This window comes from uncultured Pseudomonas sp. (assembly GCF_913774235.1).
Taxonomy (GTDB): Bacteria; Pseudomonadota; Gammaproteobacteria; order Pseudomonadales; family Pseudomonadaceae; genus Chryseomonas.
Genome location: NZ_CAJYDW010000020.1, coordinates 123782 through 137027, shown reverse-complemented (window position 1 = coordinate 137027; position 13246 = coordinate 123782). Strand labels below are relative to the sequence as shown.

The 13246-nt window shown below is 66.3% G+C and carries 15 protein-coding genes; 9 read left to right on the top strand and 6 right to left on the bottom strand.

Features of this window, described 5'->3' with window-relative positions:
• Positions 1–1051, top strand: a 1051-nt coding sequence (locus QZ471_RS23810; RefSeq protein WP_295469195.1) for an ATP-binding protein, incomplete at its 5' end; no start/stop codon positions are given.
• Here QZ471_RS23810 and QZ471_RS23805 read toward each other — a convergent pair.
• Positions 1014–1661, bottom strand: coding sequence for a response regulator transcription factor (locus QZ471_RS23805; protein WP_295469193.1), 648 nt, complete (start codon positions 1659–1661; stop codon positions 1014–1016). The genes QZ471_RS23810 and QZ471_RS23805 overlap by 38 nt on opposite strands.
• A gap of 70 nt (positions 1662–1731) precedes the next feature.
• Positions 1732–3132, bottom strand: coding sequence for a NorM family multidrug efflux MATE transporter (locus tag QZ471_RS23800; protein ID WP_295469191.1), 1401 nt, complete (start codon positions 3130–3132; stop codon positions 1732–1734).
• A gap of 111 nt (positions 3133–3243) precedes the next feature.
• On the opposite strand from QZ471_RS23800, the gene QZ471_RS23795 reads away from it, so the two are divergent.
• The 3 genes from QZ471_RS23795 to QZ471_RS23785 all read left to right on the top strand — a co-directional run bounded on the left by QZ471_RS23795 (position 3244) and on the right by QZ471_RS23785 (position 6602).
• Positions 3244–4173 carry a LysR substrate-binding domain-containing protein gene (locus tag QZ471_RS23795; protein ID WP_295469189.1) on the top strand — a complete coding sequence of 310 codons (930 nt, stop codon included), beginning with the start codon at positions 3244–3246 and terminating at the stop codon, positions 4171–4173.
• 141 nt (positions 4174–4314) lie between these two features.
• Positions 4315–6285, top strand: coding sequence for a methyl-accepting chemotaxis protein (locus QZ471_RS23790; RefSeq protein ID WP_295469187.1), 1971 nt, complete (start codon positions 4315–4317; stop codon positions 6283–6285).
• 125 nt (positions 6286–6410) lie between these two features.
• Positions 6411–6602, top strand: coding sequence for a hypothetical protein (locus tag QZ471_RS23785; protein ID WP_295469185.1), 192 nt, complete (start codon positions 6411–6413; stop codon positions 6600–6602).
• On the opposite strand, the gene QZ471_RS23780 is transcribed toward QZ471_RS23785, so the two are convergent.
• Both QZ471_RS23780 and QZ471_RS23775 read right to left on the bottom strand, forming a co-directional pair.
• Complete coding sequence (locus QZ471_RS23780; protein ID WP_295469183.1) at positions 6599–8089, bottom strand: YifB family Mg chelatase-like AAA ATPase; 1491 nt, start codon at positions 8087–8089, stop codon at positions 6599–6601. The two genes, QZ471_RS23785 and QZ471_RS23780, sit on opposite strands and share 4 nt — an antisense overlap.
• 63 nt (positions 8090–8152) lie before the next feature.
• Positions 8153–8452 carry an accessory factor UbiK family protein gene (locus tag QZ471_RS23775; protein ID WP_295469182.1) on the bottom strand — a complete coding sequence of 100 codons (300 nt, stop codon included), beginning with the start codon at positions 8450–8452 and terminating at the stop codon, positions 8153–8155.
• 389 nt (positions 8453–8841) lie between these two features.
• Here QZ471_RS23775 and glnK point away from each other — a divergent pair, with 389 nt between their 5' ends.
• The 4 genes from glnK to sutA all read left to right on the top strand — a co-directional run bounded on the left by glnK (position 8842) and on the right by sutA (position 11580).
• The gene (gene glnK / locus QZ471_RS23770; protein ID WP_003096476.1) at positions 8842–9180 is read left to right on the top strand and encodes a P-II family nitrogen regulator; all 339 of its coding nucleotides are present in this window, start codon (positions 8842–8844) and stop codon (positions 9178–9180) included.
• Positions 9181–9229: 49 nt separating this feature from the next.
• Complete coding sequence (locus QZ471_RS23765) at positions 9230–10576, top strand: ammonium transporter (protein ID WP_295468537.1); 1347 nt, start codon at positions 9230–9232, stop codon at positions 10574–10576.
• A gap of 174 nt (positions 10577–10750) precedes the next feature.
• Positions 10751–11170 (top strand): secondary thiamine-phosphate synthase enzyme YjbQ, encoded by a 420-nt coding sequence (locus tag QZ471_RS23760; protein WP_295468535.1) that lies wholly within the window; start codon positions 10751–10753, stop codon positions 11168–11170.
• Between the two features lie 71 nt (positions 11171–11241).
• Positions 11242–11580: a transcriptional regulator SutA gene (gene sutA / locus QZ471_RS23755; RefSeq protein WP_295468534.1), complete on the top strand. Its 339-nt coding sequence runs from the start codon at positions 11242–11244 to the stop codon at positions 11578–11580.
• A 263-nt stretch (positions 11581–11843) separates the two neighbouring features.
• Here sutA and QZ471_RS23750 read toward each other — a convergent pair whose 3' ends face one another.
• Together QZ471_RS23750 and QZ471_RS23745 are read right to left on the bottom strand one after the other, a co-directional pair.
• On the bottom strand, positions 11844–12173 hold the full coding sequence (locus QZ471_RS23750) for a hypothetical protein (protein WP_295468532.1): 330 nt from the start codon (positions 12171–12173) through the stop codon (positions 11844–11846).
• Positions 12174–12376: 203 nt separating this feature from the next.
• The gene (locus QZ471_RS23745; protein WP_295468530.1) at positions 12377–12562 is read right to left on the bottom strand and encodes a hypothetical protein; all 186 of its coding nucleotides are present in this window, start codon (positions 12560–12562) and stop codon (positions 12377–12379) included.
• 232 nt (positions 12563–12794) lie between these two features.
• On the opposite strand from QZ471_RS23745, the gene QZ471_RS23740 reads away from it, so the two are divergent.
• Positions 12795–13238 (top strand): cupin domain-containing protein, encoded by a 444-nt coding sequence (locus QZ471_RS23740; RefSeq protein WP_295468528.1) that lies wholly within the window; start codon positions 12795–12797, stop codon positions 13236–13238.
• Positions 13239–13246 lie beyond the last annotated feature (8 nt).

Here is a 13246-nt window from a genome sequence, read left to right as displayed (position 1 = left end):
GCCGATCCATGCCCTGGGCCTGTTCACCACCTGCCTGCGCAATGCCAACCTGGGCGCGGCGGAGCGGCAACTGGTGGACAACGTCGACCGCTCCCTGGAGAGTCTGGAAGGGCTGTTCCGCTCCCTGCTGGACATCTACACCCTGGATCAGGAGCAGATGCGGCCCCAGGTGCGGCCGCTGGACCTGGACGAGCTGCTCGCCGACGTGGTGCAGCAGAACGCCGCCGCGGCGAGTCGGGCGGGGGTGGAGATCCGGCTGAGGCCCAGTCATCTGCAGGTGAACAGCGATCCGGCGTTGCTCACTACCGTGGTGCAGAACCTGCTCTCCAATGCCTTCAAGTACGCGGCGGGCAAGCCCGTGCTGCTGGGTGTGCGACGGCACGGTGCCCTGCGCAGCCTGGTGCTCTACGACCAGGGCCGTGGCATCGCGCCGGAGCACCTGCCGCATCTGGGCGAAGAGTTCTATCGGGTACGCGAGGACCGCGACCGGGACATCGAAGGGGTCGGGCTGGGGCTGAACATCGTCCAGCGCATCGCCACCTTGCTCGGCCTGCGCCTGGTCATCCGTTCACGCCGGGGATGGGGCACCCTGGTCGCCCTGGAAGGGCTGGTACCGGTGGCCGGTGAGCTGCCGTCCAGGCGGTTACCCAGCCTGTCGCCCAGCGCCCAACCCCTCTCGGGCCTACGCATCCTGCTGATCGAAGACGAGGCCAGCGTGCTGCTGGCCACGGCGACGCTGCTGCGCCATTGGGGTTGCGAGGTGCAGACCGCCACGGGAATTCCCGAAGGCTTCACCCCCTGCGATCTGGTGATCACCGACTTCGACCTGGACCGCACCGCCTCGGGCGCCGATTGCCTGGCCTATCTGCGCGACTTGCAGGGCCAGCACGTGCCGGCCATCGTCATCTCCGGGCACGACGTGGCCCAGGTGCAAAAGGCCATCGACGATCCGCGGGTACCGATCCTGTCCAAGCCGGTCCGGCCCCACGAACTGCGCGCGCTGCTGCGGACCTTCAAGCTGGAGTCGACGGCTCCCGCAGCGCCGGTCTGAGCCCGGCCTGCATGCCCACGGCCACGGCGGCGCAGCGGCTGTTGACCTCCAGGGCGCGCAGCAGCGAGGACACGTGCAGGCGCACGGTGAAGGGGGAGATGCCGAGCTCGCGGGCGATCTCCTTGTTGCTCAGCCCCTGTACCAGGCCTTGCAACACCTCCAGCTGACGGGGCGTCAAGGCGCTCAGGGCGCCGCCGGCATGGGTATCGGCCGGGCGGCTGGGCATCGCCTGCACCACGAATTCTCCAGCACGGATCTTGCGAATGGCGGCGGCGATGGTGGCCGGGGGGAGGCCCTTGCCGATGAAGCCATCGGCACCCGCGGCCATCACCTGGTCGATGACGTCGGGGCTTTCCAGCATGGAGATGACGATCAGGGAGCTGCGGCGGAATTCGCTGCGTAGGGCGTGCAGCGAGGGCCGCAGATCCTGTCCATGGAAGAGCAGATCGAGCAGCAAGCCGGCCGGCGGCTCACCCTGGCGGGCCAAGTCGAGCGCCTGCTGCAGGGTGCCGGCTTCCTCGACATGGAGATCGGAAAATTCCTGGCGCAGGATACGCACCAGGCCATCGCGAAAGAGCGGATGGTCGTCAGCGACTATGAAGCGTTCCATCGGCATGATCCTGACTGGCCTGTCGTTACCCCCTGCTTGATGGACAAAGGGCGTTCCTTGGACAGTCATCCTACCTCACTATGCCGGAGCGCTCTACCTCAAGGTCTGTAGGGTTTAACCCGGCTACTCGGGCCGCTGATTGCTGGCGCATCAACCACTCGAAAGCACCGGTCAGCAGCAGTGCCGCACAGGCCAGTCCAAATGCCAGGCCCCACCAGACGCCATGGGGGCCGATACCTAGCTGGACGCCCAGCAGCCAGGCGCCACTGGCGCCGATCAGGCAGTAGCAGAGCAAGCCACCATAGAAGCCGAGCCGTGCCTGGCGGATGCCGCGCAGGGCGCCCTGAGCGATGCTCTGGGTACCATCGAAGATCACGAATACCGCCGCGATCAGCACCAGCTGGCGCGCCAGTTCCGCCACCGGGCTCTGCGCATCCGGCAGGAACAGCCCCACCAGCCAGCCGGGAAAGGACCAGAACAGCAGGGCGATGCCCAGCATCACCAGCGCACCGCCGCCGATGGCCAGCCGCCCCACCAGCAAGGCTTCGCGAGGCCGCCCGGCGCCCTGGTGCTGGCCGATACGGATGCTGGTGGCGTAGGAGAGTCCGGCGGGCAACATGAACACCAGATACACCAGCTGATTGGCGATCTGATGGGCCGCCAGGGCGGTGGCGCCCAGGGCGCCCATGCACAGCGCCGCTGACAGGAACAGGCAGGCTTCCACCGCATAGGTACCGCTGATCGCCAGGCCCTGGCCGAGGGTATCGGTCAGGGCGCGGCGTTCCGGGCGACGCAGATAGTGGGCGAGGGGATAGACGGCGTAGGCCGGATGGCGCGCGATGTGCAACGCCAGGCACAGTGCCGCGCCGTTCATCACCACCGCGGTCACCGCGCCTATGCCCGCCAGCCCAGGGCGTGGCAGGCCGCCCCAGCCGTGCAGCAAGGCCAGATTGAGCAGGGCGTTGAGTGCCGCGGCGCCGAGCACGATGACCAGCACCGGGCCGGGGCGGTCCAGGGCGCTGGTGAAGCCGCGCAGGGTCATGAACAGCAGGTGGCCGGGCAGAGCGAAGGCCAGGCAACGCAGGAAGGTCCCGGCGGCCTGGCGACTGTCCTCTGGTTGACCGGCCAGGGCCAGCAACGGCTCGATGTGCCACAGCAGGCTGCCGGCCAGTACCGCCAGCACCCCGGCGATCCAGATACCGGCTGCCGTCACCGCCGCCACGCCCTGGGTATCGCCTGCGCCCCGGCGCAGCGCCGCCAGGTTGGCCACCGCGGTGATCACGCCCACGCAGATCACCGAGACGAAGGAATACACCGCCGCGCCCAGGCCGCCTCCGGCCAACGCCGCCGGCCCCAGGCGTCCCATCATCAGGGTATCGGTGAACACCATGGCCACGTAGGCCAACTGAGCACCGATCAGCGGCAGGGCCAGGCGCAGCAGGGCGAGCAGTTCGTGACGCGGCGAAGACATGGGACGATCTCGAGCGGGATGACAGACGCCAGCGGCGATAAGAACTCATTGTTCGTTGCTGCCGTACCGCCCACAATCGGAAAATAACCATGGTACCCATGAGTCTGAGTCATGTCTGAGTCGGCCCCACGACTGCCGCCGCTCTATGCCTTGCGCGCCTTCGAGGCGGCCGCGCGGCAAGGTTCCTTCACCCGCGCCGCCCAGGAGCTGTCGCTCACCCAAAGCGCGGTCAGTCGTCATGTGCGGACGTTGGAAGAGACCTTCGGCTGCCGCCTGTTCGAGCGCGCCGGGCGGCAACTGCTGCTGACCGAAGCAGGCAAGCTCTTGCTGCCGGGGCTGACCGAAGGCTTCGAGGCTCTGGCGCGGGCCTGCGGCAATCTCGCCGTGGAAGAAGGCACCCTGCGCCTGAAGGCACCCACCAGCCTGTCGTTGCGCTGGCTGCTGGCGCGCCTGGGGCGCTTCCGTCAGGCCAATCCACAGCTGGACATCCAGCTCACCAGTGTCTGGATGGCCAGCGACCGCGTCGACTTCTTCCACGAACCCTTCGATTGCGCCGTACTGCTGGGCGATGGCCGCTTTCCAGCGGAGTGGGAGGTGGTGCCCCTGTTCGAGGAGTGGCTGGTACCGGTCTGCTCGCCGGCTGCCGCCCGCAGCGGCACCTGGGACGTAGCCCGGCTGCAGCGCGAAGAGCTGCTGCATCCGACCTTCGATCGCCGCGACTGGCGGCGCTGGCTGCAGGCCATGGGGCTGGACCAGGCGGTGCCCCTGGCTGGCGGTCAGGTGTTCGATACCCTCGAACTGGGCATGGCCGCCGCCGCCCGTGGCTATGGCGTCTCCATCGGCGACCTGGTGATGCTCGCCGAAGACGTGGCCGCCGGCCTCATCGCCCTGCCCTGGCCCGACGCCGTGGCCAGTGGCGATGGCTACTATCTGGTCTGGCCGCGCAATCGCCGGGGCCAGGGCCGTTTAAAGCGGCTGGCCGAGTTCCTGCGGCAGGAGCTGCAGCAGCAGCCTCTGCCAGACGTGCGTCGTCATATGTGAATCTATTTAACAAAGAGCTGAAGTTCCGCAGGGCGACGCCGATAATGGCAGAGAACCTTTCTGGCAAGCAGCCTCCAGAGCTGCCCCTTTCGCCTTGTCATGCTACGCGCCGACCGGATAGTCAGGCGCGCAGGAGCCGCCATGTCCACTCTTCGTCGTAAAAGTATCGCCCGACAACTTGCCTTGGCCCTCAGTCTGGTACTGATGATCGTCATCGCCGGTAGTTGCCTGTTCGCCCTGCACGCCCTCAGCGTGTCCATCGAAGGCACCCAGCGCAAGCACCTCGGCAGCGAGGCCCGTCTGCTCGCCGACCAGCAGCAGACCTTCCTCGGCACCCTCAAGGTCAGCACCCAGCGCCTCGCCAATCTGTTCGAGCGCCGCTTCGATGGCGGCCTGAGCCTGTCCGGCGAGCGCCTGCCGCTGGGCAGCGCCACGGCGCCCGCGCTGCTGTTCGCCGGTCAGGCGCTGAACAGCGACTTCAGCCAGGTCGACGACTTCACCCGGCTGACCGGCGGCGTCGCCACCATCTTCGTGCGTGACGGCGACGACTTCACCCGCATCACCACCTCGCTCAAGAAGCAGGATGGCAGCCGCGCCATCGGTACCCAGCTCGATCGCAAGCATCCCGCCTATGCCGGACTGCTGCAGGGTCAGAACTACGTGGGCCGCGCTCTGCTGTTCGGGCGCTCCTACATGACCCAGTACACCCCGGTCCGCGACGGCGCCGGCAAGGTCATCGCCGTGCTCTTCGTCGGCTTCGACTACACCGACGCCCAGGCCCAGCAACTGGCCCAGCTGAGCCAGCTGCGCATCGGCGAGACCGGCTCCCTGGCCCTGGTCGATGAACAAGGCAACTGGCTGGTCGCTCCGGCCAACGCCAAGCAGACCGACGAATTGCTCGCCGCTCTCAAGCGTGACCCCAAGCAGCGCGAGCTCAGCTGGCAGGATGGCAACCAGGACTTCCTCAGCGTCATGGCCCCCGTCGTCGGAGAAGGCTGGACCGTGGTCGCCACCCTCCCCAAGGCGGAACTCGACGCCCCGGTCCATGCCGTCGGCCTGCGCCTGGCCATCGGCAGCCTGATCGCCCTGCTGCTGGCCGTGGCCGCCTCCGTCGTCCTACTGCGCCGCAAGCTCAGCCCGCTGGCCCAACTGGTGGAACGCGCCCAGGCCCTCGGCCGCGGCCAGCTCAGCGTGCGGGTCGACGCTCGCAGCAACGACGAGATCGGCGAACTCGCCCATAGCTTCAACCAGATGGCCGATGCCCTGGCCACCACCGTCGAGCAGGTCCGTGGCTCCTCCCGCGCGGTCACCGAGCGCTCCCAGGAACTGAGCCAGCTCTCCGACCAGACCCTGCGTCGCTCCGCCGAGCAGTCCACCCAGATCGACAGCATGGCCAGCGCCGTGGAGGAATTCAGCGCCACCGCCCAGAACATCGCCGACGGCATGCAGCGCACCGAGCGCCTGGTGCAGGAAAACGCCCAACAGACCCGCACCGGCACCCAGGCCATGCAGGGCGCCTCGGGCGCGCTGGAGCAGATCGCCGATTCCCTGTCGAGCACTGCCGAACTCATCAAGGGCCTGGACGATCGTTCCCAGCAGATCGGTGGGATCATCGGTGTCATCAGTGGCATCGCCGAGCAGACCAACCTGCTGGCGCTCAACGCCGCCATCGAAGCCGCCCGCGCTGGCGAGCAGGGCCGTGGCTTCGCCGTGGTCGCCGATGAAGTCCGTCAATTGGCCGGCCGCACCAGCTCCGCCACCCGTGAGATCTCCCAGATGATCGGCGCGGTGCAGGACGAAACCCAGCGGGCCATGGGCGCCATCGACGAAGGCAATCGCCTCATGGAGCAAGGCCTGGCGCGCAACGCCGATGTCGCCCAGGCGCTGCGCAGCATCGACCAGCAGGTCGCCGAAGCGGTGGAGCAATTCTCCGGCATTGCCCAGGCCACCGCCGAGCAGAGCACCACCGCCACCGCTCTGAGCCGTAACATCCAGGCCATCGCCGTGGACAACGCCGCCCAACGCGACGCCGCCGAGGTCCTGGCGGGCACCGCGGGCGAACTCCGCCACCTGGCCGAAGACCTGAGCGCCGAGGTCGGTCGCTTCAGTTGAGAATCCCTAGGTAATGGAAAAAGGGAGGCCTCGGCCTCCCTTTTTCCATTCTGCTCACTAAGGCGCTTGCCGGCCGGCAATACTCTGACTACTGTATGCAAATACAGTGCAAGAGGAGGGGTGACATGGGCGTATCCAACGAGGCGGTGCAGGCCGTCGAGCGCATGCTGAGCACGCTGCGCGCGGAGCGGGACGACTATCGCGAACTGGCTCACCAGTGGCGGGCCATGTGTTTCGAGCTGGCGCAGGAGAACCAGGCGCTACGGGATCGGCTACAGGATCCGCCCCGGCTTTACCGCGAAGACGCCGGCCGCTAGTGGGCTGGTCGATATTGCAGCGCCTCCGCCAGTTGCGCTCGCTGGATCTCGGCTTGACCTGACAGGTCGGCCAGGGTCCGGGCCACCTTTATGACCCGGTGCAGGGCACGCAGCGATAGATTGAGCCGCTCGCCTGCGCCCTCCAGCCAGCGTTGATCCGCCTCACTCAATGCACAAACCTGGTGCAGCTGATCCAGCCCGAGCAGCGCGTTCGGTCGCCCTTGGCGTGCCATCTGGATGGCCCGTGCCTCTGCCACCTGACGGGCGGCCTCCGCCGTGGTGAGTTCGGCAACGGGCGAAGCGCCCAGGCGCAGATTCTCCCGGGCCACGGTTAGATGCAGATCGATCCGGTCGAGCAAGGGGCCGGAGAGCTTGGCGCGATAGCGCTGCACCTGCTCCGGGCTGCAACGACACCGCCCGGTGGGATCGCCGAGATAGCCGCAGGGGCAGGGATTCATCGCCGCTACCAATTGGAAGCGCGCCGGAAAGCGCACGCGCTCGCGCGCCCGGGCGATGACGATCTCGCCACTCTCCAACGGCTCGCGCAGTACCTCCAGCACCTTGCGGTCGAACTCCGGTAATTCGTCGAGAAACAGCACGCCGCGGTGGGCCAGGGTGATCTCGCCCGGACCTGGCCGGCTGCCGCCGCCGACCAGGGCTGGGCCGGACGCCGAATGGTGCGGCTGGCGAAACGGTCGCTGCGGCCAATGTTCCAGCGGCTCGGGACCGGCCACCGAATGGATGGCGGCCACCTGCAGGGCTTCGTCCTCGTCCAGGGGCGGCAGCAGTCCGGGCAGACGGCTGGCGAGCAGCGTCTTGCCGGTTCCCGGTGGACCGGCCAGCAATAGATTGTGGGCACCCGCTGCGGCCACCACCAGGGCGCGCTTGGCGGCCTGCTGCCCCTGGACTTCCGCCAGATCCGGATAGGGCAAAGGCGTGCGCAGCAGGCCGCTGGGCTGATAGTGGGCAAGGGGTGCCTGACCACTCAGGTGGCCGGCGAATTCCAGCAGATGATCCACCGCCAGCACCTGCAGGCCACTGGCCAGGCAGGCCTCCTCGGCATTGGCGCGGGGCACCACCAGTACCCGTCCGGCGGCACGGGCGGCGAGGGCTGCGGGCAGCACGCCGCGGATCGGTCGCACTGCACCTGACAACGCCAGCTCACCGAGGCATTCATAGCCGTCGAGTGCCTGGGCCGGCAGCTGTCCGCTGGCGGCAAGGATGCCGATGGCCAGGGCCAGGTCGAAGCGTCCACCGTCCTTGGGCAGGTCGGCCGGGGCGAGATTGAGCGTGATGCGGCGGCTGGGGAATTCGAAGCCGGCATTGAGGATGGCGCTCCGCACTCTATCCTTGGCTTCGCGCACCGCCGTTTCCGGCAGGCCGACGAGAGTCAGGGCAGGCAGGCCGTTGGCTAGATGTGCCTCGACGACTACCGGTGGAGCTTCTACGCCCACCTGGGCGCGGGCATGAACGAGGGCAAGCGACATGATCTCTCCTTGATCGCAGTGCGCCAGTCGAAGACTGCGCCATCCTGGCGCAGCCGATACGGATCAGTCGGCGGGTGCGACGTCCGTGGCCGGGGTCACCGGCGGGGTGACGCTGCCGGATTGGGCCTGCTCCAGTTCGGTCAGGCGCAGTTCGAGGGCTTCCAGCCGGGCGCGGGTGCGTGCCAGTACCGCCATCTGGGCATCGAATTCCTCGCGACTCACGACGTCGAGCTTGGCCAGGGCGCCCTGCAGCAGTGCCTTGAACTGGCTCTCGATCTCCGCCTTGGGCAACGGCGAATCCTGACCGAACAGCCGGCTGGCCTGCTGAGTCAGGGAATCGAACAACGAACGGGTCGTAGACATGGTCATCCCCTGCCGGATCAAAAGCCCGAGTGTAGCACAGCGCCTTCCGGCACCCGCCTGGCAGGTCTTGCACTGCTTCGGTGCGAGTCTGCTGCCAGGGATGATCGGTATTGGTGCAAAGTCTTGCCCGCCCGTGGCGAATCTGCCCCGTCAAGTGGCGCGCGAAGCGTGCGGCCCGCGGAATCCGTACCCGTTCGCAAAACTGGCAAGCTTTCTGCTACTGCCGATTCAAACACGGGCGTCGGAGGGCGCCTGGCCAGAGGCGCGCCACGGCCGCTTCTGCCACGACCACGGCGATCACACGTCGGCGGTTAAACAGACGGTCACTGCGCTAGACTTGGGCCGGGGTTTGTTTTCCTGGGGCAAGTCCACTCAATCGGGAGAAGTTCATGAAACTAGTCACCGCCATCATCAAGCCATTCAAGCTCGACGACGTGCGTGAGTCGCTGTCCGAGATCGGTGTGCAAGGCATCACCGTTACCGAGGTCAAGGGCTTCGGCCGCCAGAAGGGCCATACCGAACTCTATCGCGGCGCTGAATACGTCGTCGATTTCCTGCCCAAGGTCAAGATCGACGTCGCCATCGCCGACGATCAGCTCGACCGGGTCATCGAGGCCATCACCAAGGCCGCCAACACCGGCAAGATCGGCGACGGCAAGATCTTCGTGGTGAACCTCGAGCAGGCCATCCGCATCCGTACCGGCGAAACCGACACAGACGCCATCTGACGATTTAAACCGACAGCCCAACCCCAAACGAGCCCCAGGAGAAACAACGATGACTCTGCGCACGTACGCAGGGCTAGGAGCCCTCATGTCTTTCGTAGCGCTGCCGGGCCTGGCCATGGCCCAGGAAGCGGCTGCGGTCCCTGTCCCTGCCATCAACAGCGGCGATACCGCCTGGATGCTGGTCTCGACGGCACTCGTGCTGTTCATGACCATTCCCGGCCTCGCACTCTTCTACGGCGGCATGGTCCGCGCCAAGAACGTTCTCTCGGTGATGATGCAGTGCTTCGCCATCACCGGTCTCGTCAGCATTCTGTGGATGCTCTACGGCTATAGCCTGGCCTTCGACACCACCGGCATGGAGAAGGGCGTCACCAACTTCAATTCCTTCATCGGTGGTCTGGGCAAGGCCTTCCTGTCCAGCCTGCAGCACGACGCCGTCACCTCGGCCACCGCGCTGTTCCCGGAAAGTGTCTTCGTCACCTTCCAGATGACCTTCGCCATCATCACCCCGGCGCTGATCGTCGGTGCCTTCGCCGAGCGCATGAAGTTCTCCGCCATGCTGGTCTTCACCGGCCTGTGGTTCACCTTCGTCTATGCCCCCATCGCCCACATGGTCTGGAGCGGTGACGGCGGTCTGCTGTGGGACTGGGGCGTGCTGGACTTCGCCGGCGGTACCGTGGTGCACATCAACGCCGGTGTCGCCGGTCTGGTCGCGGCCCTGGTACTGGGCAAGCGCAAGGGCTACCCGACCACTCCCATGGCCCCGCACAACCTGGGCTACACCCTGGTCGGCGCCGCCATGCTGTGGGTCGGCTGGTTCGGCTTCAACGCCGGTTCCGCCGCTGCCGCCAATGGCACCGCCGGCATGGCCATGCTGACCACCCAGATCGCCACCGCCGCTGCCGCCCTGGGCTGGATGTTCGCCGAGTGGATCACTCATGGTAAGCCGAGCGCCCTGGGCATCGCCTCCGGTGTGGTCGCTGGCCTGGTCGCCATCACCCCGGCCGCCGGTACCGCCGGCCCCATGGGCGCCCTGATCATCGGCCTGGCCGCTGGCGTGCTGTGCTTCTTCTGCGCCACCAGCCTCAAGCGCAAGCTGGGCTACGACGATTCCCTGGATGCCTTCGGCGTGCATGGCATCGGCGGCATCGTCGGCGCCCTGCTGACCGGCGTCTTCGCGGCACCAGCCCTGGGTGGCTTCGGTACCGTGACCGACATCGGTGCCCAGCTCTTCATCCAGTTCAAGGGCGTGGCCTTCACCATCGTCTACACCGGTATCGTCACCTTCGTGATCCTCAAGGTGCTGGACGTGGTCATGGGCCTGAGAGTCAACGAGGAAGAAGAGACCGTGGGTCTGGACCTCACCCTGCACAACGAGCGCGGCTACAACCTGTAAGCCCGACTCTGCCGAAAAAGGCGCCGCGAGGCGCCTTTTTCACGTCTGCCATACGGCTGGAACAACCGCCGTCGTGCTGTGTCTAGACTGCACGCCAGCGGTGAGCATTCACCGCTTTGCTTTTCCGAGCGTCGCGCTAGAATGCGCGCGCCTATCGATCAGCGGTGATTGCTCATGTGGCTGCAGCGGACCTTTGCCCTGCGCGCACGCGCGCGGGGCTTCCATCTGATCACCGATGAGGTGCTGGATCAGCTGCCTGAGCTGAGCCGCTGCCGAATCGGCCTGTTGCACCTCTGGCTGCAACACACCTCGGCCTCCCTGACCATCAACGAGAATGCCGATGGGGCAGTACGGCGTGACTTCGAGCGGTTCTTCAACCGGCTGGTGCCCCAGGGGCAGGCGGGTTACGAACACGACTACGAAGGCCCGGACGATCTGCCCGCGCATTTCAAGAGCAGTCTGCTCGGGTGCAGCCTCAGCCTGCCGGTGGAGCAGGGCCGCCTGGCCCTGGGTACCTGGCAGGGCATCTACCTGGGCGAGCATCGCGATCAGGGTGGGGCGCGTCGCGTGATCGCGACGCTGCAAGGCGAATAGCCAGGAATTTTTCTTAGGAGGTCGCGTCAAAACGCGCGGCCCGATTTTCCCAATGTGTTTGGAGGCGGTTTATGAGCGACGAAGAACTGGAACAGGACGACCTGGAGACAGGCGCGGAAGAAGAGGGCGATAACGACGATTTCGCCGCGGCGACCGAAGACGCCGAGTCGGAAGAGAGCAGCGACAACGACAGCGAAGCGCCTGCGACTGGCGGTAAGGCCAAGAAGAAGCGTGAAGCCGAGCCCGAGGAACTGCCCTCGGTAGAAGCCAAGCAGCGCGAACGGGAAGCCCTGGAAAGAGCCATGCAGGAATTCCTGGCGCGAGGTGGCAAGGTGCAGGAAATCGACGCCAACGTGGTGGCCGACCCGCCCAAGAAGCCCGACAGCAAATATGGCAGTCGTCCCATCTAGGATCGCGCCATACCGCCTACGAAACCCCGCCTCCGCGGGGTTTCGTCCATCTGGAGATCACAGCAGCGCCATTACCATGATGAAGCCGGTGAAGGCCGCAGCCATGGTCGCCAGGCAGGCCATGCAGATTACATCGTCTCTCTCGTACATGTCGGTAGCCCTGGAAGCCCTAGTGGGTGATGGCATTCTGCTCTTCTGGCCAATACCTGCCTGTGCGACTCATCGCAAAAGGCCATCATCCGAACTCGGCTCTGCCAAGTGGTTCACCAATGCCGCGGCGGTCCGTAATAGGGGCGCGGTTCATAGGCGGGCTGGGCGGGGTAGTAACCGGGTGGCAGGGGGCGCCAGTGCGGCGCACCGTAGCCGGGCTGGGGGTAGGGCTGGTAATAGCTGTAGGGATAACGATCGCGCAGATAGTAGGGATGATGCCGATGATGCCGCCGGTACTCGCCCACCGGCACGAAGCCAGCCGTATCGGCGCTGGCGCCGTCCCAGCGCGCGCGCTCGGTGCCTGGATATTCGTGCGCCGCGGCCAGGCCGCTGGCGGTCAGGGTGGCGGTCAACAGCAGTATCAACGACGCTCGGGGTGCCATGGTGTTCTCCTCGCGGCGCTCGTTGGGCCGCGTCACCATGAAACACCTTTGGCTGTCAGCGGGCGTCAGGCCAGGTAAAGGTCTGGTAAGACCGGCTCAACCCCAGTCCAGCCCTTGAATGCTCACGGCGACGATCAGGGCCAGCGCCAGCAGGCCGATGCCGCACATCAGGATCACCAGTTCGAGTTGATCCAGGCGTCGCTTCATCCCTGCCACCAGTGCCAGAAGGTAAAAACGACCAGCGCTAGGACCAGGCCGAGGAACAGTCGGTTGAGCCACCGGCTGACGCCTTCGAGCAGGCTCAGCCAGAGAGGCGGCGCCGGCTCGGTGGTCGGGGTCTTGCGTACCTGGGTGCCGGCGTGGGGCAGGACGGGTAAGGGCTGATTCATGCAGGTAATCGAACGATTGGGCATTCAGCGAGCGCCTCCTTGCGCCTTCAGCGAGGATTGGCCGCCCGGTCGCATTCGCGCGGAGGGGCAGCCGCGATCGGCAGTTTAGAGAGGCCACCGGTCGCGCTGCCGATCATCGCTGAAAATCTCGCCACGTGGGTGACGACTCGATGAAAAGGTCTGGCCGTTCCCACTCTTGCTGGTATTTATCGGCCAGGGCGAGCGCTGGAGGATGGACAAGGGCCTGCAACTGGCGCTTGAGTGGACGACGCGACGGTTGCAGGCTCGCTGGAGCACGCACGACCTTGCCGACACCAGCCGAGAAAACGTCATGACCAATCTCTTCATCGACCTGCCCGAGGCGATCACGGCGGAGGTGTTCACCACCCTGCTCGATCGCCCCGGCTGCCGCCTCGAACGCATTCTCTCACAGGGCCAGACCACGCCCCCGGAGGCTCCCTACCAACAGCCGCACGACGAATGGGTACTGCTGCTCGCGGGTGCGGCGCGGGTCGCTCTGGAGGGCCGGGAAGTCGCGCTGCGGCCGGGCGATACGCTATTCATCCCGGCGCACACCGAACATTGGGTGACCTATACCGATCCTGCTGTTATCAGCGTCTGGCTGGCGGTTCATATCGGCGAAGCTGGGCCGCCAGCTGCGCAGGTCTCGGCATGAGGATGGTT